Annotated in this window: 16 protein-coding genes; 8 read left to right on the forward strand and 8 right to left on the reverse strand. The window is 70.9% G+C overall.

All coding sequences use genetic code 11. The annotated features are described in order from the left end of the window. Nucleotides 1–143: 143 nt before the first annotated feature. From ACFXBC_RS29040 to ACFXBC_RS29050, 3 genes are all read right to left on the reverse strand, one after another. On the reverse strand, nucleotides 144–620 hold the full coding sequence (locus tag ACFXBC_RS29040; protein ID WP_385030846.1) for a VOC family protein: 477 nt from the start codon (nucleotides 618–620) through the stop codon (nucleotides 144–146). Nucleotides 621–699: 79 nt separating this feature from the next. Then, nucleotides 700–2,262: an MFS transporter gene (locus ACFXBC_RS29045; protein ID WP_385030849.1), complete on the reverse strand. Its 1,563-nt coding sequence runs from the start codon at nucleotides 2,260–2,262 to the stop codon at nucleotides 700–702. An 85-nt stretch (nucleotides 2,263–2,347) separates the two neighbouring features. Further along, entirely contained in the window at nucleotides 2,348–3,112 is a 765-nt protein-coding gene (locus tag ACFXBC_RS29050) for a GntR family transcriptional regulator (RefSeq protein WP_385030852.1), read from the reverse strand. 544 nt (nucleotides 3,113–3,656) lie between these two features. Here ACFXBC_RS29050 and ACFXBC_RS29055 point away from each other — a divergent pair. The 4 genes from ACFXBC_RS29055 to ACFXBC_RS29070 all read left to right on the forward strand — a co-directional run bounded on the left by ACFXBC_RS29055 (nucleotide 3,657) and on the right by ACFXBC_RS29070 (nucleotide 9,320). Beyond that, nucleotides 3,657–4,145, forward strand: coding sequence for a hypothetical protein (locus ACFXBC_RS29055; RefSeq protein ID WP_385030854.1), 489 nt, complete (start codon nucleotides 3,657–3,659; stop codon nucleotides 4,143–4,145). A 285-nt stretch (nucleotides 4,146–4,430) separates the two neighbouring features. Further along, nucleotides 4,431–5,132 carry an SGNH/GDSL hydrolase family protein gene (locus ACFXBC_RS29060; RefSeq protein WP_385030856.1) on the forward strand — a complete coding sequence of 234 codons (702 nt, stop codon included), beginning with the start codon at nucleotides 4,431–4,433 and terminating at the stop codon, nucleotides 5,130–5,132. A gap of 186 nt (nucleotides 5,133–5,318) precedes the next feature. Next, nucleotides 5,319–6,959 (forward strand): APC family permease, encoded by a 1,641-nt coding sequence (locus ACFXBC_RS29065; protein WP_385030859.1) that lies wholly within the window; start codon nucleotides 5,319–5,321, stop codon nucleotides 6,957–6,959. 87 nt (nucleotides 6,960–7,046) lie between these two features. After that, nucleotides 7,047–9,320 carry an FUSC family protein gene (locus tag ACFXBC_RS29070; protein WP_385030862.1) on the forward strand — a complete coding sequence of 758 codons (2,274 nt, stop codon included), beginning with the start codon at nucleotides 7,047–7,049 and terminating at the stop codon, nucleotides 9,318–9,320. Between the two features lie 77 nt (nucleotides 9,321–9,397). Here the strand turns inward: ACFXBC_RS29070 and ACFXBC_RS29075 are convergent, their stop codons facing one another. Together ACFXBC_RS29075 and ACFXBC_RS29080 are read right to left on the reverse strand one after the other, a co-directional pair. Then, nucleotides 9,398–10,366 (reverse strand): formylglycine-generating enzyme family protein, encoded by a 969-nt coding sequence (locus tag ACFXBC_RS29075; RefSeq protein ID WP_385030865.1) that lies wholly within the window; start codon nucleotides 10,364–10,366, stop codon nucleotides 9,398–9,400. Next, nucleotides 10,366–11,646, reverse strand: coding sequence for an ROK family protein (locus ACFXBC_RS29080; protein WP_385030868.1), 1,281 nt, complete (start codon nucleotides 11,644–11,646; stop codon nucleotides 10,366–10,368). The genes ACFXBC_RS29075 and ACFXBC_RS29080 overlap by 1 nt, the downstream gene beginning before the upstream one ends. A 230-nt stretch (nucleotides 11,647–11,876) precedes the next feature. Here ACFXBC_RS29080 and ACFXBC_RS29085 point away from each other — a divergent pair, with 230 nt between their 5' ends. The 3 genes from ACFXBC_RS29085 (at nucleotide 11,877) to ACFXBC_RS29095 (ending at nucleotide 13,555) form a co-directional block, all read left to right on the forward strand. Continuing rightward, on the forward strand, nucleotides 11,877–12,143 hold the full coding sequence (locus tag ACFXBC_RS29085) for a hypothetical protein (protein WP_385030871.1): 267 nt from the start codon (nucleotides 11,877–11,879) through the stop codon (nucleotides 12,141–12,143). Between the two features lie 97 nt (nucleotides 12,144–12,240). After that, on the forward strand, nucleotides 12,241–13,230 hold the full coding sequence (locus tag ACFXBC_RS29090) for an NAD-dependent epimerase/dehydratase family protein (protein WP_385030889.1): 990 nt from the start codon (nucleotides 12,241–12,243) through the stop codon (nucleotides 13,228–13,230). 49 nt (nucleotides 13,231–13,279) lie between these two features. Next, nucleotides 13,280–13,555, forward strand: a complete 276-nt coding sequence (locus ACFXBC_RS29095; protein WP_385030874.1) for a DUF2087 domain-containing protein — start codon at nucleotides 13,280–13,282, stop codon at nucleotides 13,553–13,555. Nucleotides 13,556–13,583: 28 nt separating this feature from the next. Here the strand turns inward: ACFXBC_RS29095 and ACFXBC_RS29100 are convergent, their stop codons facing one another. The 3 genes from ACFXBC_RS29100 to ACFXBC_RS29110 all read right to left on the reverse strand — a co-directional run bounded on the left by ACFXBC_RS29100 (nucleotide 13,584) and on the right by ACFXBC_RS29110 (nucleotide 19,141). Further along, nucleotides 13,584–16,808: a GH92 family glycosyl hydrolase gene (locus ACFXBC_RS29100; RefSeq protein ID WP_385030877.1), complete on the reverse strand. Its 3,225-nt coding sequence runs from the start codon at nucleotides 16,806–16,808 to the stop codon at nucleotides 13,584–13,586. 271 nt (nucleotides 16,809–17,079) lie between these two features. Then, nucleotides 17,080–18,150, reverse strand: a complete 1,071-nt coding sequence (locus ACFXBC_RS29105; RefSeq protein WP_385030880.1) for a 3-oxoacyl-[acyl-carrier-protein] synthase III C-terminal domain-containing protein — start codon at nucleotides 18,148–18,150, stop codon at nucleotides 17,080–17,082. Between the two features lie 136 nt (nucleotides 18,151–18,286). Then, the gene (locus ACFXBC_RS29110) at nucleotides 18,287–19,141 is read right to left on the reverse strand and encodes an XRE family transcriptional regulator (protein WP_385030883.1); all 855 of its coding nucleotides are present in this window, start codon (nucleotides 19,139–19,141) and stop codon (nucleotides 18,287–18,289) included. A gap of 152 nt (nucleotides 19,142–19,293) precedes the next feature. On the opposite strand from ACFXBC_RS29110, the gene ACFXBC_RS29115 reads away from it, so the two are divergent. After that, nucleotides 19,294–19,989, forward strand: coding sequence for an SDR family NAD(P)-dependent oxidoreductase (locus tag ACFXBC_RS29115; RefSeq protein ID WP_385030886.1), 696 nt, complete (start codon nucleotides 19,294–19,296; stop codon nucleotides 19,987–19,989). The last annotated feature ends 110 nt before the right edge of the window (nucleotides 19,990–20,099 follow it).

Raw genomic sequence — 20,099 nt, forward strand, 5'->3', positions numbered from 1 at the left:
ACCCCGGCTGGCGGGGGGGCCGGGCGGCCCCGTCTCCGGGCCCCGGCGGGCCGTGGGCGCCCGCGCCACCGGGCCGGGGGGGCCGCGGGCCGCACGGGAGGCCCTGCGGTGCTTGAAGGCAGGCGGCACCTTGACCACCGGCCCTACGCCTGGTCGTAGGCGGCGGCGCGGATCGCGGCCAGATCGAGCTTCTTCATGCCGAACACGGCCCGCATCGCCCGCTCGCCGCGCGCCGGGTCGGGGTCGGTCAGGATCTCGTGCATCCCGCTGGGAGCGACCTGCCAGGACACGCCGTACTTGTCCTTCAGCCAGCCGCACGGCCCTTCCTGGCCGCCCTCGCTCAGCTTGGCCCAGTAGTAGTCGATCTCGTCCTGATCGGCGCAGTTGACCATCAGTGAGACTGCTTCGCTGAAGGTGAACTGGGGACCGCCGTTGATCGCGGTGTACTCCTGGCCGTCCAGGACGAAATCGACGGTCAGTACGGTGCCCGCGGGTCGCGGGCCTGCCGCCGTGTAGTGCGTGACGGACTTGATCTCCGAGCGGGGGAACACCGACACGTAGAACGCGGCGGCCTCCTCGCTCTCGGTGTCGAACCAGAGATTCGGGGTGATCCGGGGCATGGGAGTCTCCTGCGGTGGTCGTGTGTCCGCTTCCGTATCTGTACCGACTCCCGTGCGGGCCCGGACTCATCGCAGCGGCTCAGATCTGTACGTGTGACTCCTCTGGCAGCCAGGTGAGGACGAGAGCGCCCGCGGCGACGACCAGACCGGCCAGCACCAGCATGCTCGTGCCGAGAGAGTCCGTGAAGGCGGTGATCACGGCCCGGTGCAGCTGCGGACCGGCGGCCATGGCCTCCGCTCCGGCCACGGTGGTGGGCGCGTCCGGGCCCCGCAGCCCGGCCGGCAGCCTCGCTGTGAAACCCGCGGTGATCAGGGTGCCGGTGAGCGCCACCCCGAGCGCGCTGCCCAGTTCGCGGGTCAGGCTCTGCAGCCCGGAGCCGAGACCCGCCCGGTCCGGCGGCAGGGCCGACATCAGGGTCTCGGAGAGCAGCGGCGTGGCCAGCCCGCACCCGGCCGCGGTCAGCCCCGCCCCGAGTGCGTACACCGGGTAAGGGGTGTCGGGACCGACCCGCGAGACGGTGCACAGGCCGCAGGCCAGAACGAGCAGTCCGAGGCTGATGACGGTGCGGCTCTGCAGCCGGAGCCGGAGCACCGTCGTGCAGCGCGGGGCGAGCAGCAGGGCGGCGGCCATGGGCAGCAGCCGGATCCCGGCCCCCAGCGCGGAGTAGCCCTTGACGTACTGGAGGTACTGGCCGTTCAGATAGAACAGCCCGAACATGCCGAGGAAGACGGAGACCATGCCCACGGCGCCCGCCCGGACGGCCGGGCCGGCCAGCAGCCGGGGGTCGAGGATCGGGTGTTCCTCGCGCAGTGCGTGGACGGTCCAGAGGGTCAGCAGGAGGACGGCGGCTGCGAAGGCACCCAGGACCTGTGCGCTGCCCCAGTCCTGTTCAGGTCCGGAGACGACGGCGAAGAGCAGGGCCAGGAAGCCGAGGGTCAGCAGCAGCGCGCTGACCGGGCCGACCGGCCGGGTGTGGCGGGGAGGTGCGGGGGCGACGAGCGCGGCCAGCAGCAGGGCCGCGAGGGCCAGGGGAGCCGCGTACAGGAAGAGGGAGCGCCAGGACCCGCCCTGGATCGCCGCGCCGCCGCCGACGTTCCCGAGCACGGCGGCGAGCCCCGTCATGGACGCCCACAGGGCGATGAGCCGCGACCGCCGGCCGTCGGGGGCGCCGGTGACCATGAGCGCCAGGGTGGTGGGCAGGACCGCCGCGGCCCCCACCCCGCTGACCATCCGCCCGGCGATCAGCACGCCCACATCGGGCGCCGCGGCGGCGAGCACGCACCCGAGAGCGAAGAGGACCAGGCCGGTGAGGAGCACACCCTTGCGGCCCATACGGTCGGCCACCGCCCCCGCGGGTACGACCAGACAGGCGAAGACCGCCACATACCCGTCGACCACCCAGAGCACGGCCGCCGCGGACGGGTGGAGCGAACTCGCCGACAGTGAGGGGATCGCCAGATTGACGGCCGAGACCATGCCCACCACCAGGGTGACGCACAGGCACATGACGACAACGGCCGCGCGCGATCCGGCCGTGCGGCGGCTGTCCGTGCGGCGGCTGTCCGTACGGCTCTCCGTACGGCCGGACGAGGGCGGGGACTGGGGCCGGACAGGCTCTGGAACGGCCGGGCGACGGGGCAAGGGACCCTCCTGGTCGGCGGGCGCGTCGAGCACACCCTCGGTCGGGGTGGAGCGGGCAGGGGAGAGGGGTGCGGAAGCGGACGCGTCAGCCGGCGGCCGGTGCGGTGCGGTGCAGATCGGCCCGGAGCGTGAGCCGGTCGCCGCGTACGGAGAGGAATTCCAGGTCGACGGGGCGGCCGTCCGCGAGCCTGCTGAGGCGCTCCACGGCGAACAGGGCGGTCCCCGCGGGCGCCGCCAGGATCCGGGCGGTGTGGGGATCGGCGTTCACGGCCTGGACCGTCACCTCCGCGGCCCCCAGCCGCTGCCCGCAGGACTGCTCGATGAGCGCGAAGACGTCCTGGTTCTCCAGATCGAGGTCCAGCAGGGGCAGCCCGATGTCGACCGGGAGATAGGTGAGGTCCAGGGAGAGCGGGGCGCCGTCCAGCCGCCGCAGGCGCTCAAGGCGGACTACCGGTTCGCCGTCGGCCACCGCGAGCCGCCGGGCGACCTGCGCGGGCGGGACGAGCGTGCCCGCGGCCCGCACCTCGTTGTCGACCGTGCCGTGCGACTTCAGCGTCTCGGCCAGCCCGGCCAGCCGTTCCAGCGGATGCGAGTGCTTGCGGTTGAGCAGGACCGTTCCCACACCCCGCCTGCGCTCGACAAGGCCCTCGTCCCGCAGGATCAGCAGCGCCTGGCGGACCGTGTTGCGGGAGACCGCGAAGTCCTTCGAGAGCAGGCGTTCGTCCGGCAGGAAACCGGTGGGGTACAGCCCGGCGGCGGCCTGCTGCCGCAGCACCTCGGCCACATTGCGGGCCCGGTCGGCGCGCCGTGCGGGAGAGGGTTCCGGAGAGCCCGGCGGTGTGTGTTCCATGGTCGCCGCTCCGTCCCTGCCGTACGCCGCCGCCCGGGGGCGCGACCCGGTGATGCCGTTCACCACCGGTCGCCCAAGGTACGTCCAGCATATTTCGCCTTTGTTACGCCACCAGCTTTGACCTGCGGTGATGCCTGGACCTGGGGTGATGGGCGGCAGGGGAGAGGATCCGCCACCGGCGGCGCCCACGGGACTGCTCCCTGACCGCTCCCGGACCGCTCCGATGCCGCTCCGATGCCGGGCCGGGGACCGCGCAGAGCCGGGCCGCGGACGGCCTGGGTCCGGGTCAGGGCGGAAGTGGCTTGTTCAGGTCAGTTCTGATTCCACCGCGGAGATCGGCCGTTAAGAATCAAGGCCGTGTCCCTTGTAATCACTTACCGCCCGCGCATCAATGAACAACGGCATCCGACGGCCCGTCAGATGAAACATTCTCTCTCCGGAAATGTTCTGAGAGCTGCCAGGAAATCGGCAGACGACCCGGGGGAGAAAGGGGCGGGTACCGGTGCGCTCGAAAGGTCAGTTGACGCGAAGGAAGGAACACTTCATGAGACACGGAAGCAGAAGCAGCAGAGCCGCCCTGCGCGCCGCGGTCGCTGTGGGAGCGGCGGCGGTGGTGGGCCTCGGCTTCACCTCGTCGGCATCAGCGGTGACGCCGCAGACTGTGACGGCGACGTACAACTGCGGTGTCTGGGGCGGCGGTTCGGCCACCCTGACCGCCACCCAGAGCGGCACGGCGGCGACGATCACGCTGACCTCGGCAGTGACCACGCCCGTCCACGTCGCCAAGGACTCCATGACCGCGAAACTCACCCTCGCGAAGAACGGCAGCGGCACCACGGTGTTCTCCGGCACGAAGAACCCCGACCTCGCGGCCGGTTCGGCCGTCACCATCGGCCCGCTGACCGGGAAGGTCGCAGCGGGCGACCACCTCGACTCGTACACCGGCGGTACGGCGCTTTCGATGACCATCTTCGGTGTGGCGGTCAACTGCACGGCCACGACGGCGCAGTCGCCGGGGCCGTTCGTTTTCTGAGACAGCTGAATCAGTGTCCGAGCGCATGAGCAGGCTCCTGTGGGAACGCTCAGGATCCCGCGAACCGCCTGCCATTCCGCACCGCGCTCGGTGCGTCAGGAATTCACTCATGGCTCTGCTGTCCGATTCCCTCCCCGTACCCGGAAGAGGCGAATACGGCGCAGTTGTCCAGGCGCTCACCGTCTTCCGTACGGGTTCGATCAGTGCGCGGCTTCGGTAGTACGTTTCCGTGGAACCCGGCCCTCCGGGCCGGCCCGCCGTACTCGCCGCTCTCACGGAGTCCCTGTGCCCCTTCAGCTGCCCAGCCGCGCGACCATTCTCTTCCAGGGCGACAGCATCACCAACGCGGACCGCGTGGTCCACTCCACTGACGAACTCGGCCATGGCTACGCCGGAATGAGCGCCGACCTGCTGCGGACGGCCCGCCCGGACAGCGAATTCACCTTCGTCAACCGGGGTATCGGCGGAGACCGCGTCGCCGATCTGCGCGCCCGCTGGCACAAGGACGCCGTGGCGCTCGCCCCCGACCTGCTGTCCGTCATGATCGGGGTCAACGACACCTGGCGCCGGTACGACGCGGGCAGCCCCACCACCGTCGACGCGTACGAGAAGGACTACCGCCACATCCTGACCCGCATCAGGGACAGCTGCGGAGCCCGGCTTCTCCTGGTCGAACCCTTCCTGGTCCCCGTGCACCCCGAACAGTGGGCCTGGCGGGAGGATCTCGACCCGCGGATCCACGTGGTGCGCAGGCTCGCCGAAGAGTTCGACGCCGCGCTGCTCGCGGCTGACGGGCTGCTCAACCAGGCGGCCCGCAGCGCGGGCGGCGCCGCGCACGTCGCCGGGGACGGAGTGCACCCCACGCCCTTCGGCCACCGTGTGCTGGCCCGCGCGTGGGTGGACCTGGTGACCGGTGGGGCCGTGCCGGGAGGCGGCGTTCCGGACAGCGCCCTCGCGCTCGGCGCGACCCCCGGCCGGGACGACTGACGCCCACCGGGCACCCCCCGCCCACAGGCTGACCGGCCACCGAGCACCCCGGTCCACCGGCCGACCGGCCCCTCGAACGGCCGACCGCACAGTGGCGCGAATGTGCGGGTACGGGCGGTGCCCGTGGTTACAGTGTGGCGCTCTGGGCATCCGTAGATCACGCAGCCAGGCGAGGAGACGTGTCACGTGCCGGAGAACGAGCCGTCCGAGTTACGTTCCGTCCCGGAGGCGCTCTCCCAGGAACACCGGCTCCGCAAGGACCTCGGGTTCTGGGGTCTGACCTCCATCGGGTTCTCCAACATCCTCGGTTCCGGCTGGCTGTTCGCCGCCCTCTACGCCGCCCAGACCGCCGGCCCGGCCGCCCTGCTGTCCTGGATCGCCGCCGGCGCGCTGTGCGCTCTGGTCGCGCTGGTGATGGTGGAGCTCGGGGCGACCCGTCCGGAGGGCGGCGGCACCGTGCGCTGGCCGCTGTACGCCAGCGGACGGCTGGTCGGCACCGTGGTCGGCTGGTCCGTCCTGCTGTCGATCGGCGGTACGGCAGCTGAGATCAGCGCCATCATGCAGTACGCGGCGCACTACGTGCCCGGTCTCTACAGCGGAGGCAGACTCACCGCGACCGGCTTCGGCGCGGCCGCCGCGCTGAGTGTGCTGCTGTTCGCGCTCAACTGGTTCGCGGTACGCCTGTTCGCACGGGTGAACAACCTGGTGTCGCTGCTCAAGGTCGTCATCCCCGTCGTCACCGTGATCGCCCTCTTCCTCTCGGGCACCCACTCCGGCCGCCTCACCGACCACGGCGGCTTCGCACCGTACGGCTACGCCGCCTGTCTCACCGCCCTCGCGGGCGGCGGCATCATCTACTCCGTCAACGGCTTCCAGTCACCCCTCGACTTCTCCGGTGAGGCCCGCAACCCGCGCAGGACCGTGCCCGCCGCCGTACTCACCGGGATCGCACTCGCCGTCGTGGTCTACCTCGCGCTCCAGCTGGCGTTCCTCTTCACCGTCCCGGACTCCCTGCTGGGACACGGCTGGCGCGGTGTCAACTTCGAGTCGCCGTTCGGCCAGCTCGCCCTGGTGCTCAACCTGCACTGGCTCGCGACCCTCCTCTACGCGGACGCGGTGCTCTCGCCGGGCGGCTCGGCGTACGTCGGTGTGGCCATCGACGCCCGCCACACCTACGCGCTGGCCAAGAACGGCCTGCTGCCCCGCTTCTTCATGCGGATCGACCCCCGCTCCGGAGTGGCGCACCGGGCGCTGCTGCTCAACCTCGCGGTCATCATCGTCTTCATGCTGCCGTTCGGCGGCTGGCAGGACATCGTCAGCGTCATGGGCGACATGTATCTGCTCATCTACGCGGCGTCGGCGGTCGCCGCCGCGGTGTTCCGGGCGCACGACCGGGAGCGCGGAGTGCTGAGGGCCGACGGTCGGGTACCCGGAGTGCGCTGGATCGCGCCCGTCAGTTTCATGGTGGCGGGTGAGTTCGTCTTCTGGTCGGGCTGGCACAACCTGCGGCTCGCGCTGCCGATGGTCCTGATAGGCGTTCCGCTGTTCCTGATCCTGCGGCGGGGCTCCGGCGGGCCGCCCCCGCGCGACGAGCTGCGGCACGGCGCCTGGCTGGTCTTCTATCTGGCCGCGCTGACCCTGCTGTCCTGGCTGGGAAGTTTCGGCGGTTCGGCCAGGCTGCCCGCCCCGTACGACTCGGCGGTGGTGGCCGCCGTCTCGCTGGCGGTCTTCGGCTGGGCGGTCCGCTCAGGCGCCGGGCACCTCAGGGCGCACCCGCGGACCGAGCCCGGGAGCACCCCCGGACTGCCCGATCCCAGCCGCCCCTGACCTGCTCGGATCCCGGAGAACCGGGCCATGCGATGCTGGGGGGCGACACCGGACCCGGGCCGGAGAACAGGGGAGTACGGCAGCGCGATGGCAGCAACACGGCGGACACGGACCGGAACCTGGGACCGCTACGCGGCATCCGACCCGGGATTCCTGCGACTGATGGCGGGGCTGCGGACCGTCGCGGCGATCGGGCTCGCGCTCATCGTGCTCTCGCTCTTCCACACGCCCGTTCCGCTCCTGGTCGCCGGGGCGATGGCCGCCATGGTCTCCACCTTCGCGATCAGGGAGAAGGACGTACGCGGGCAGGCCATCACCCTCGGATTCGGCCTCCCCGTCGCCCTCGCCTCGATGTCGCTGGGGGCGTTGCTCAACGCCCGCATCATCACCGGTGACATCTTCTTCGTCGTGCTGATCTTCGGCGCCGTCTACTCACGCCGCTTCGGCGACCGGGGCACGGCGCTCGGCCTGATCGGTTTCCAGGTCTACTTCGTCTCACTGTTCGTGCACGCCACGGTCGCCACCCTGCCCCAGCTGTATCTGACGCTGACCATCGCCTTCGTGAGCAGTGCCGTCGTACGGTTCGCCGTCGTGCCCGAGACTCCCGAGCGCACCCTGGGCCGGCTGCGGGAAGCCTTCAGAGCCCGGCTCGCACAGCTGGTGGCCACCCAGATAGAAGTGCTCGACGCCACCCCCGGACAGCTCGACAAGGTCCTCGACGATCTGCGCGGCCGTACCGCCCGGCTCCACCAGACGGCCCTCATGATCCAGGGCCAGCTGGAGACCGGCACCCGTGACCCGGCATCGGCCGCACTGGTCCAGCGCAGGATCGCGGACGCCGAGATCGCCGCCGAGCGCCTCGGTATGCTGCTCCTCAACGCCCGCACGGCGGAGCGCGCCGACACCCTCACCCTGCATCTGCCGAACGCACGGATCCCGGCCGCCCCGGGCAGCGGACAGTCCGGCGCCCCGGGCATCGGCGGTACGGACGAGATCACCGCCCTGCTGCGCCGGGACCTCAACGCGCTGCATCTGGTGGTGACCCGGCTCTCCCCCGACGAGCGCGGCACGGCCCTGGCCCATCTGCGCAACAGGCTGCTCGGCTACCGGGACGAGGAGAATCTGCCGCGGGCCTCACTCGCCGTACAGGACGTGTTCCGCGGCCTCGGTGAGGCAGCGCGCTCCGTGCTCGGGCTGCGGCTCGCGCTGGACGGACCGCAGGACGAGTCGGACGACACCCCCGAGACGACCCGCTCCCGCGAGGAGTTCGAGGCCGAGGACGTGGCCATCACCCGCGCCGAGGAGACCGATGAGGACGAGACCGGGCTCCAGCGGCGCACCACGCGGACGGCGTTCCAGGTCGCGGTCGGCTCGACGCTCGCCATCGTCGGCGGCGAGTTCCTGTCCAGCCAGCGCTGGTACTGGGCGGTGCTGACCTGCTGGGTGGTCTTCCTCAACACCGCGTCCACCGGCGAGATCCTCGTCAAGGGCTACCGGAGGCTGCTCGGCACGGTCCTCGGCGTCGTCGCCGGTGTCGCTCTCGCGGGGCTCGTCGGCAACCACACCTGGACCGCGTTCGCCCTGGTCCTGCTCTTCATCTTCGGGATGTTCTTCACCGCGCCCCTCTCCTACGCGCTGATGTCCTTCTTCGTCACGGCGATGCTGGGACTGCTCTACACCCTCCTCAACACCTACAGCCTCTCCGTCCTGGTGCTGCGGATCGAGGAGACGGCGCTCGGCGCCGCCTGCGGGGTCATCGCGGCCGTACTGGTGCTCCCCGTGCACACCGACCGCCGTACCGACGAGGAACTCGGCACGGTGCTCGACCGGCTGCGGGACGTCGCGTCGGCCGCCGTCTCCCAGCTCAGCGGCGGACCTCCGGCCGACCTCCTGGACATGGCGCGCGATCTGGACACCGCCCTGGACGACCTGCGCCGCTCCACCCAGCCCCTGACGCACCCGATCACCCCGCTGCGGGTGCGCCGGCAGACGGCCCGCTATCTGGTCGCGGTGCTGGAGACCTGTGCGTACCACGCGCGTTCGCTCGCCGCGACGGCCGAGCTCGTGCCCTACAGCAAGACCGTCGCGGCCGACCCGCGGCTGGAGCGGTCCGGTGTCCGGATCGCCCACAACATCGATGTGATCGCGGCGCGGGTGGCGGACGAGAACGCCGGGGGCGAGGTCGAGTCCGGCGCCAGCATCGCCGCCATGCTGGAGAGCAGTTCGTCCGAGGTCCTGCGGTCGGGCACGGTCACCTTCCGCGTGCTGCGGCATCTGCAGCGCCTCGACGAAGGGGTCGTCGGCCTCGCCCGCACCCTCGATGTGCCCATCGCGGCCCGCGAGGAACGCAAGGCGGCCTGAGGCCCCGGCCCGTACGGGAGACCACCACGCGCCCCCTCACAGGGCGCGGCGGCGCACCGGACGACAGGCCGATCGGGTCAGAGCGCGCAGCGGAACCCGCCGTGGCCGGTCGTGCTGTCGGGTGTGTTCGACGTACGGGCGGCCACCCGGTAGCGATTGCAGTACGAACGGTGGCAGAGGTACGAGCCCCCGCGCAGCACCCTGTTCTCCCCGGTGGGCGGGCCGGCGGGATCGGTACGTGTCTCCGGGCGGTCGGCGCTGTGCCAGTCGGCGCTGAAGCGGTCGGCGCACCACTCCCAGACGTTGCCCGAAGTGTTGTGGAGCCCATAGCCGTTCGGGGCGTACGCGGTGGCCGGATCGGTACCGCCGCCGTCGTGACGGGTGTTGCGGAGCGGGAAGTCGCCCTGCCAGATGTTGCAGCGGTTCCTGCCGCGCGGCGTCAGTTCGTCGCCCCACGGGAAGCGGGCGCCCGACAGCCCGCCACGGGCGGCCTTCTCCCACTCGGCCTCGGTGGGCAGCCGTTTGCCGGCCCAGCGGGCGTAGGCGTTGGCGTCGTTCCAGGACATATGGACCACCGGGTGGCCCCGGCGGTCCCCGGCCGACGAGCCCGGGCCCTCGGGCTCGCGCCAGTACGCACCGGCCACCGCCCGCCACCAGGGCGCTCCCGGGACCGTGCCCGGCAGCACCGCATGGCGCGCCTGCGGGGGTACGGAGGCACCGAACACATAGGACCAGCCGATGAGTTCGGCCTCGGTGCGGTATCCGGTGGCTTTCACGAACGCGGCGAACCTGCCGTTGGTGACACAGACCGCGTCGATGTGGAACGCGCCGACGCTCACCTCCCTGACCGGCCCCTCACCGTCGGCGGGGAACGCGTCGGCGTCCTCGCCGCCCATCAGGAACGGTCCCCCCGGTATGGGCACCATGCCGCGCAGCACATCGGCGGGACGGCGCTGGGGGACGGCGAAGTCCGCCGGGGGAGGGGAGGGGACCGTCGCCCCGGCGCCCGGTGCCGTACCCCGCGCGGGTCCGCAGCACGCACTCATCACATACCTTCCGTGTGGTCGGGGCCGGCCGCGGTGGCTGCCGCCCCGGGCCGGCCTGCCACGGTCTCATCCGGCGCGGCCGGGCCCGGAACCGGGCGGCCGAGCAGCTCGTCCACATCCTGTCCTGTGGTGTGCAGCAGCAGAGCCACCCCGCCGAGCGCGGCGGCGTCGGCGCCCAGGTCCGAGCCGCAGACCGTGAGGGTGCGGGGGGCGGAGGGCAGGGACAGGGCGGCGAGCTGCTCCCGGATCGGGGCCAGGACCAGGGCGTCCAGCGCGGCCGGTTCGCCGTAGACCACGATGCATTCGGGGTCGACCTGGGCGGCGAGGGCCGCGAGGACCCGGCCGGCGGTGGTGGCGGCGCCGCGCATCACGGCGGCCACTTCCGGCCGGCCTTCGGCAGCGAGCGCGATCAGCCCGGCCGCGTCCCCGGCCGCCACCCCGCGCTCCGCGCAGGCGGCCAGCAGCGCCGGAATCCTGATGATGCCCTCCAGACAGCCCCGGCCGCCGCAGTGGCAGAGCGGCCCGTCGGGATCACAGCTGGTGTGGCCGATCTCGCCGGCCGCGCCGTGTGCGCCGTGCACCAGCACGCCGTTCACGACGAGCCCGCCACCGACCCAGTCGGACCAGGCGAGGAAGACGGTGTTGTCGCGGCCCCGGGCCGCACCCCAGGTGACCTCGGCCAGGGCGGCGAGGCGTGAGTTGTTCTCGGTGACGACAGGAACACCGAAGCGGCGGCCCAGTGCTGAGGCGACCTGCTGGGCGAACGGCGTCTTGCTGTCCGGGTCGCCGGACGCCGGATCCTGGACGAAACCGGGCAGGCCGAGGCCGATTCCCTCGATGGGCGTGAGGCTGATCCCCTCCCGGCGCACCAGCTCCTCGACTGCCGCGATCGCCTGCGCCGCGCGCTCGTCCGGACCGCTGTCCACGGGCAGCGGGGCGCTGGACCGGCCGACCACCTCATGGGCGCAGTTGGCGATGACCACATGGATCCGGTTGCGCTGGAGGTCGATACCGATCAGCTCGGCGCCGCGGGCGTTGAGCGAGATCTCCAGTGCGGGTCTGCCGCGGCCGCGGGGCAGCGCGGAGTCGGCGGCGGGCTGCTCCATGACTGCCTTGCGCATAAGCAGGTCGGAGACGATCGCGAACAGGGTGGTGCGGGAGAGACCGACTCTGGTCTTGAGCTCGCCGCGGCTGAGTGCGCCGGAGCGGCGCAGCTCACCGAGTACGGCGGCTTCGTTGGCCCTGCGCAAGCGCTGCAGGGCATCGGTCGGTTCTGCCATGGCCGCATGCTCCGCCGTTCATGTTGTTTCTGTCAATGCAGCGGAAGAATTCACACGCACTTAATTCCGAAGGGTTGACCTAAAACCCCGGCATCCCTGCGGTTCCGGTCAGCTGACTGTCGTACAGCACCCGGCCCATGAGAGAGACGGGTCCCAGCTGAGCGAGGGGGCGCGCGCCGTACGCTGCTCGGCCCGGCCGGTTGTCAGTGGTGGCTGAGATGCTGAACCGCATGAACGGACAGACTTGGCGCCGGGTCTACGGCGCGGACCACGACGACCCGGACCCGGGCCCGCGCCCGGGACACGACTACCGGGAGCTGGTGGGCGGACCGCTCGACGGCCTGCTGCTCGACGTCACCGGCTGGCCGGGCCCACGCCTCATGGACGGGGCGGCCCTGGCGACGGAGATAGGCTCCCACGGCCCCGGCGGCCACGCGCGGTACGGCCCGCGCGCGGCCGGGGCGCTGCTGTGGGACTGGCAGGGCGACACTCCCTGACCCGCTGTCAGGGGACGGCGCCGGTGCCTGATCCGGTATCAGGAGACGGCGGCCGGCCGCCGGTACGGGCTGCCGGTATGCTCGGCGGTTATGCGTTCTGGTTCTCGGCGGTACGTCATTCGTGGGCCGCGCCATCGTGGAGGAGGCACTCCGCCATGGGGCGGACGTGACCCTGTTCGGCCGGGGGAGGACCGGCGCCGATCTCTTCCCCGGCACGGCCCGTCTCACCGGCGACCGCGACACAGGGGAGTACGGGGCACTGCGCGACGGCCGCTGGGACGCGGTCGCGGACGTCAGCGGATACGTGCCGCGCCACGTCGGCCAGGCCATGGACACCATCGGGGACCGCTGCGGCCGGTACCTCTTCATCTCCAGCCACGCGGTGTACCAGCGCTCGGGGGTGGGGCCGGGCTCGGACGAGGACACCCCGCGCCGCGCACCCGTACGCCATGTGGACAGCACCGAGTCGCTGGACGACGAGACCTACGGCCCTTCCAAAGTGGCCTGCGAGGACGATGTACTGGCCCGGTACGGCGCCCGCGCGACGCTCGTGCGCCCCGGGAAAGTCGCAGGGCCGCACGACCCATCGGACACCTTCACCTACTGGGTGCGCAGAGCCGCACGCGGCGGACGGATCGCGCTGCCCGCCGACCCGGCGCAGCCGGTGCAGGTCATCGACTCCCGCGACCTGGCCGGGCTTGTGGTGCGCCTGCTCATGGACGACCGGCCCGGTGTCTACCACGCGGTCGGGCCCGCCGAGCCGACCACCCTCGGCGGCCTGATCGAAACCTGTGCGCGGGCCGCGGGCACCGAAGCGGAGACCGTACGGGTGCCCCCGGAGCCCGGATCACGGATGTTCCCCCTGGTCCGGCCCAACTGGCCCTCACAGCAACGCAGTCCGGCAAGGGCCCGCGCCGCCGGCCTGCCCGCGACACCGCTGGAGACCACCGCGGCGGACGTCCTCGCCTGGGACCGTGAACGCGGCGAACCGCCCATCCGCCGCGGCTACACGGTCCAGGAGGAGGAGGCACTGCTCGCCCGCGCGGACGGCAAGGCCCCCGCCCACCGGACCAACGCGGCCGGGTAACGCGAAAAGACGTTGCTCCGCGGGCGCTCCGTGCGGAAGGCTTCCGGCCATGTCCGACAACGCATCCAGCGGTTCGCACGGGGTCATGGCGCTGTTCTCCCGTGGCCGTCTCACCGCGATCCCGCGCAAGGCCGCCCGCCGTGAGCAGCTGCTCGGCCACCTCGCGGAGACCCTGTTCGAGCGGGGCCGGGAGTACACCGAGCCCGAGGTCAACGACGCCTTGCGTACGGTGCACGACGACTGCGCGGCGCTGCGCCGCTATCTCGTGGTGGCGGGCCTGCTGACCCGCTCCAGGGACGGCAGCGCCTACCGGCGGGGCCGGTAGGCGCTGTGCTTGTCCCGAGGACCGTCGGTCAGCCGAGCCCGACCGCGAACACATGCAGCTGCGGATTCTTCGGCAGCGTCACGCTCCTGATCCGCTTTCCGGCCGGGACGTCGAAGGGCGTGGTGGCGAAGACGTCCGCCGGGCCGCCGGTGCCACCGGGCTGGTTGCGGTGTGCGGCCCGCGCCACCAGCGTGTTCCCGAGGACGGGGTCCGAACCGCCGCCCGGCAGCGTCCAGTCACCGAACGAGAGATCAGCCGTACCGGTGCTGCCGTCGGTGAAGGTCACCTTCGCGCTGTCCTGGTGATCCCCGTTGGTGGCCGCGCCGACGAACAGCAGCCGCTTCGCGTCCTTGCCGCTCCGGGAGAGATCGAGCGTCCGGCCGTTCGCGACCACGTTGTCCGGGCGGCCCTGCGGAGCCGCGGGCCACACGAACGACGTGCCCGACACCTCGACCCGCGCTCCGCCCCGCAGACCGGCGGCGGCAAGCGCCTGCCGCGAGTAACTGTTGCCCGCGCCGTCGAAGTCGGCCTGCCCGTGGTCCGCGTCGTCGGAGATCCCGGTGCTGTCGTAGGCGGCAGCCGGGCTGCCGTCCGCCGCCACCAGGACGATCGCCGACAGCCGTACGGAGTTCCCCTTCCCTGAACCGCGTACGGTCAGCGGAACCTCGTAGTAGCCCTCGGGCGTCTCCCTCCCCGCCTCGACCTTCAGGCCGACGCTTCCGGTCCCGGTGGCCCTGTCCAGCCTGAGCTGCCGTGTGGGCGCCGACACCGTCAGCCCCTTCGGCGGGGACGCCTTGACGGTCAGGGCGCGGTCCGCTCCGGCGAGGCGCTGGGCGTCGACGGTGACCGTGGCGCCGTCGCCGCCCGGAGCCGCGGTGACCTGGTTGGGCGTCGCGTTCGCCAGGAAGGACCGCTCGCCCGTGCGGTAGGACGGCGGCGCGGCCGAAGCCGACGTCGCCCAGTGGGTGTCGGGTGTGGCGGACAGGGTGAAGTCCAGCCGCCCGCCCCTGGACACCGCCGACCTGGGCAGCCAGGTGCGCTCCCAGTCCCGTCCGTCGAGCGTCAGATCATGGACGTAAGGAGTGGTCGTCGACGCCTTCGGGGCGCGGATGTCCAAGTCGCGCCCCTTGCCCGGCAGGTCGAGCACCGCACGCTCGAACAGCGGGCTGTGCACGGCCAGATCGGATGTGCCGGGCGTCGCGGGATAGATGCCGAGCGCGGCCCAGACGTACCAGGAGGACTGGGCACCCAGGTCGTCGTTGCCCGGCTCGCCGTCCGGCGTGGGGCTGAAGAGCGAGGTGGCCACGGACCGTACGGCCTTCTGCGCCTTCCACGGCTGACCGAGGTAGTCGTAGACCCATGGCACCCCGAAGTCGATCTCGTTCCCCGCCCACATATAGGGCTCGTTGGGGCCCGCGTTGAGCTTCGTGAAGAACGTGTCCAGGCGCTGCGACACCGCGTCGCGCCCGCCCATCGCGGTGATCAGGCCCGCGGTGTTCTGCGGGACGAGCCAGTTGTACTGGGCGGCGTTGCCCTCGTCGAAGCCGTCCTGGCCGAACTTGCCCTCGGGCGGCGGCTGGAAGCCCGGCCCGTCGGGGAAGCGGCCGTCCTCACCGCGCGGCTGGAGATATCCGGTCGCGGGGTTGAGGATGTTCTGCCAGTTCTGGCCGCGCAGCGTGAAGGTCCTGGCGGTCTTCCGGTCCCCGGCCGCGGTCGCGAGCTGGGCGATGGAGAAGTCGTCGATCGCCCACTCCAGCGTTTCCGAGCCACCGACGCGCTGGTGGTCGCCGCGCGCCGCGTCGTTGTTCGGTGCGTAGCCGCGCCTCACGTAGTCGGCGATGCCGGGGCGCTCCTGGTAGGCGCCGGGTGTGCTGTCCACCGTGGTCGCGCCCTTGACCAGGTACTTGAGTGCTGTCCTGAGGTCGAAGTCCCGGGCCCCGTACGCGTACAGACTGGCGATGAGGGCCACCGAGCTGTCGCCGGTCATCTGGCCCGTGTAGCCGTTGGCGAACGGCCAGCGCGGCCACCAGCCGCCCTGTGTGGCGTCGTTGACCAGGGACTGCGCCATGTCGCTCGCCTCCTTGGGCCACAGCATGGCCTGGAGCGGGGCGAGCGAGCGGTAGGTGTCCCAGTCCGAGAAGTTCGCGTACTGCGTACGGCCTTCGGGCAGCTTGCGGATTCTGTTGTCGAAGCCGATGTAGCGTCCGTCCACGTCGTTGAAGGTGTTCGGGTGCATCAGCGAGTGGTAGAGCGAGGTGTAGAAGGTCTTCAGCTGACCGGTGTCCCGGCCCGCGACACGGACCTTGCGCAGCGCGGAGGTCCACCGGGCGCGGGTCTGCTTGCGCAGGCTGTCGAGGCTCCAGCCGGGCACCTCGGACGCCATATTGGCCTTGGCGCCGTCCACCGAGACGTACGACATGGAGATCTTGGCGCGTACGGTGCTGGACCCGGTGGTGCCGAACGTCAGATAGGCGCCTGCCTTGGGCGCGTCCACCGCGTAGCTGCCCTGGGACACCGCTTTGCCGTCCCAGGTGCCGTGGGCGGTGAAGGGACGGTCGAAGGTGATTGCGTAGTGAACGGTGTACTCGTTGCCCTTCCCGCAGAAGTTCCCGGTGGTGGCGGAACCGGTGACCTCCCGGTCGCCGACGATGTGCATGTCGGCCCGCTTGTCACCGGCGAGGCTCGCCCCGCCCTTGACCAGGACCTGGGCGGCGTCCGCCCCCTTGGGGAAGGTGAAGGCCGCGAGCCCGGTGCGGGTCGACGCGGTGAGCTCGGCGCGCACCTTCGAGTCGGCGAGGGTCACCGCGTAGTACCCCGGCTCCGCCTTCTCGCCGGTGTGCGAGAAGTGCTCGGTCCTGTCCCACGGCGCTGGGCCGATGTCACCCGTCACCGGCAGGATCGGCACATCCCCGAAGGCGGTGCAGCCCACCGACGCGTGATCGATACTGAATCCCCGCAGGGTGTCGCTGTGGTACTGGTAACCGGCGTACGAGCCGACGGTGTCCGGGGAGAACTGCATCATGCCGAACGGAGTGGCGGGGCCCGGGAAGTTGTTGATCTCGCCGACGGTGGAGCCGCCGCTTCCGGTGCCGATCAGCGGATCCACGTAGTCGGCGGGGTCGTCGACGAGCCGCGCACCAGGCGGATCGGCGCTGGACAACGTTGTCAGGGCAGCTGATGCCGGAGATGCCGTTCCGGCGAACAGCAGTGCCGCGACCGCGGCGACCGCGCCGCGCGTCTTCCAACGTCTCACTTCTGCCTCCTGGGATGGGTTGCGGTCCGGGCCCACCACACATTCAGCTAACTGACCGTGTCCGGTCAAGAGGGCGACGGGGTGGCTGCGGGGCGAGGACTGCGGGGCGGAGGCGGGGGCGGGGCGGGGCATCTGCCGCTGCCCCGCCTGTTTCAGACGCTTGTTTCAGTGGTCTCCCGGCGTGGAGCCCGCGTTCGGAGGGTTTGCCGAGCACGGGGCGCCCTTTCCTGTCGTCCTGGGCATCAGGGCGCGCAAGCCGCTGCGAGCCCCGTCAGTCCCCGGTGGGCGCGGACCACGTACAGCGCAGTGCCGCGGTGACGAAGCCCGGTCCGAAGGCCACCGCGACGCCCGACTCGCCCGCGGAGGGCGGCGCCGTATGCAGTTTGTCCAGCACGGCCAGCACACTGACCCCGCCCAGATTGCCGGTCTCGGCCAGGACGGCGCGCGAATGCCGCGTGTGCTCCTCGGTCAGCCCGAGGCTCTTGGCGACATCGGTGATGATGCCGGGGCTGCCGGGGTGGATGACGGCCCAGTCCGGCACCTTGTGGTCCAGCCAGTCGAGGACGTGCGGCATCGAGTCCAGCGCACCCTTCTGGCCCGCCTTCGTGCTGTCGAAGTGCAGCCCGCTGGTGTCGAGTTTGCCGCTGTACAGGTCCTCGGTGTCGGGCAGCAGGAGTTCGAGGGCGTTCGCGCTCACCGGATCCTCGATCCGGATTCCGGGTGTGCCGGGAGCGGTCGTGGAGACGACGCAGGCGCCCGCGGAATCGCCGAACAGCGCTTTGTAGATCATGGACTGGATGGTTGTGTCACGGTGGTTGTACACGGAGCTGATGACCTCGGACACGACCACGAGAACCTTCGTTCCGGGCTCCTCCGCTGCCAGTTGTACGCCACGGATCAGCGCCTGTACGCCGCCGCCGCAGGCCAGTGTGGTCATCGCGATGCGCCGGGTGTGCATCGGTAGCCCGAGGGCGTTGCTGAGCCGCACATCGTGTGCCGGCACGCCCCAGGTGGTGGAGTGCGACGTGACAATGGCACCGATCTCGGACGGCTGGACACCCGCCTGAGCCATGGCCTTGCGCGCAGCTTGCTCGCCCATCCGTACCGAGTGGTCGAAGCCGGTGCTGACCCGGTCCGTGATGCCCGCGTCCCCCGAGATGACCGGTGAGTCGAGGGGGGCCACGAAGTATCGCTTGTCGACCTGGAGGTTGCCGAGCACTCGCTCGTACACCTTCAGCCGCGGGTCGTCCGGGTGGTTCCGTGCGATGTCGTCGATGATGTCGCGGGTGCTCACCTCGAATTGAGGCAGAACGATCGCGGGGCGGCTGACGTAGGCGGGCATGGGTGGCTCCCATTGATGCTCGATTACATGTACGAACAACGTACGCCAGTGCGATACATCTTTCACGAAAGTTACGCAGTCTGATCACCTGTGATGCGTGGGGGCGGCTTCGTGTGATCACCCATCAAAAAGCTGTTCAGCCCAGTGAATTGTGGGCCGCGCGCAGATCGGGGTTTCTGCGGTGTTCTCCCGGCGGGCCGGGCTGGAACGACAGCAGGATCAGCCGGGAGCCCACCGACGTGACCGGCTCCGCGGCGCAGACGTTCACCATCCCCTCGCCCAACTTCGGGTGCCACAAAGGGCGTTGTGCCCCGTCCGGAAATGGCAGTGCCAGAAAGGGAGTTGCCTCGTACAGCGGCCCGGCCACGGGGTCGCGCAGAACGCACTCCTCGATCCGCGCCAGGTCCTTGTTCTCCGGCCGTTCCTGGGTCGCCCGCCGCAACTGGCCGAGTACGAAAGGTGCCCAGCTGCGCTCCCAGTCCAGCAGCAGCGCATGGCGTTCCGGACTGATCGCCATGAACATCAGGGCGTTCCGCGGCGCCTTCCCGCCGGGGAAGAGCTCCTCGTACTCCTTGTTGCACGTGATCAGATTCCAGGCGGAGTCGACCAGATAGGCCATGACGCCGTGGATCAGCTCGACGGCCTTCCAGGCGCCCGGCACTTCCATGCCCGAGGTGTTGTGGAGCGGTGCGGGGACTTCGCGCCGGGTCAGCCAGTACAGCGTCGTCCACTCCTGCTCCGTCATCCTCAGTAACCGGGCGAGATCGCCGAGATACGTCGGATTCGGCCGGTGCTCCGGTCCGTTGATGAGGCGCCCGTAGGTGCCCCGGGCCCGGTGTGTCAGCGCGTCTATCTGCTCCTGACTCAGCCCGTTGACCGGGCGGCCGGCTCCGCTGCGCTCGGTATAGCCCACCGTCTCGGGCGCGATGGCCGCCCGGCGGCTCTCCAGCAACGTGCGCAGCGCCGTCGCGTCCTGGGCCGAGAGTGTCATATTTCCCCCGTAACTGCCCGCTGAGCAGCGGGCTCACAATTATCTGCATGTCTTTTGCGTGGAAAGACCGGCCGTCGGCCGTAAGACTCTGACCTGTCGCAGGTGAACAATGCAGAGTGTCTGCTGCATTCGCGAAAGGTAGGGGACTCGCAATGCCATCCCAGCGGTCCGTGCTCATCGTTGATGGTCACAGTGAGGTAAGTCAGGGGATCACGAAGGCGCTCCAGGAGTGCGGTGACCGCGTCGCCGCGCTGTACTCCGGGCCGCACGTCCCCGACGACCCCGACCTGACCGTGGCCTGCGATGTGACGGACGAGTCGCAGATCGACGGGGCGCTCGCTCTCGTCGAGGAGCGTCACGGGCCGGTCGGCGTCGTGATCGCCTCCATCGACCTGTCGTGCGATCTGATGCTGAGGGACGACCGCTTCGTCTCCGTCGCCGACAACCGGATCATCGGTACCTTCCGGCTGATCCGCAGGGTGCTGCCCGCGCTCCGGGAGAGCGGGCAGGGACGCGTCATCTTCCTCTGTACCTCCGCCCAGGACGGTCTCTCCGCGCGGCAGTTCGGCAGCACCTCCGAGGCGGCGCTCCGCGGTTTCGTCAGCCGGATGGCCCGCGACGAGGCGTTTCACGGCATCACCTGCAACGTCGTGACCCTCAACTCACCGCTGGGCCAGCGTGTCTCGGTACGCGGTGCCGCGCGCTCGGCGTCCGCCTGGCAGACCCGGGTCGACGCGTCGCTGGTGGCCGCGGCGGCGAAGAACGTCAAACTGCTCGCCTCACCCGACGCCGACGGGGTCAACGGCGAATACATCGGAGTGGAAAGCCGTCTGCTCATGGTCTCCTGACTTCCTGCCCAGCCGCCGCCGTCTCTGCGAACGGCGTCGGCATTCCGGCCCGGCGCTCAGCCGGTGAGCCGGGAAACCGCACCGGCGGCGCCCCGAGGGGGGGAGCGGGG

Source organism: Streptomyces sp. NPDC059398 (genome assembly GCF_042751845.1).
GTDB lineage: Bacteria > Actinomycetota > Actinomycetes > Streptomycetales > Streptomycetaceae > Streptomyces.

Bases quoted from the DNA above. Each gene is read 5' to 3' on its own strand.
- ACFXBC_RS29040 (WP_385030846.1), bottom strand. From the start codon at position 620: ATGCCCCGGATCACCCCGAATCTCTGGTTCGACACCGAGAGCGAGGAG.
- ACFXBC_RS29080 (WP_385030868.1), bottom strand. From the start codon at position 11,646: ATGGCAGAACCGACCGATGCCCTGCAGCGCTTGCGCAGGGCCAACGAA.
- ACFXBC_RS29070 (WP_385030862.1), top strand. From the start codon at position 7,047: ATGGCAGCAACACGGCGGACACGGACCGGAACCTGGGACCGCTACGCG.
- ACFXBC_RS29050 (WP_385030852.1), bottom strand. From the start codon at position 3,112: ATGGAACACACACCGCCGGGCTCTCCGGAACCCTCTCCCGCACGGCGC.
- ACFXBC_RS29085 (WP_385030871.1), top strand. From the start codon at position 11,877: ATGAACGGACAGACTTGGCGCCGGGTCTACGGCGCGGACCACGACGAC.
- ACFXBC_RS29110 (WP_385030883.1), bottom strand. From the start codon at position 19,141: ATGACACTCTCGGCCCAGGACGCGACGGCGCTGCGCACGTTGCTGGAG.
- ACFXBC_RS29115 (WP_385030886.1), top strand. From the start codon at position 19,294: ATGCCATCCCAGCGGTCCGTGCTCATCGTTGATGGTCACAGTGAGGTA.
- ACFXBC_RS29105 (WP_385030880.1), bottom strand. From the start codon at position 18,150: ATGCCCGCCTACGTCAGCCGCCCCGCGATCGTTCTGCCTCAATTCGAG.
- ACFXBC_RS29055 (WP_385030854.1), top strand. From the start codon at position 3,657: ATGAGACACGGAAGCAGAAGCAGCAGAGCCGCCCTGCGCGCCGCGGTC.
- ACFXBC_RS29075 (WP_385030865.1), bottom strand. From the start codon at position 10,366: ATGAGTGCGTGCTGCGGACCCGCGCGGGGTACGGCACCGGGCGCCGGG.
- ACFXBC_RS29095 (WP_385030874.1), top strand. From the start codon at position 13,280: ATGTCCGACAACGCATCCAGCGGTTCGCACGGGGTCATGGCGCTGTTC.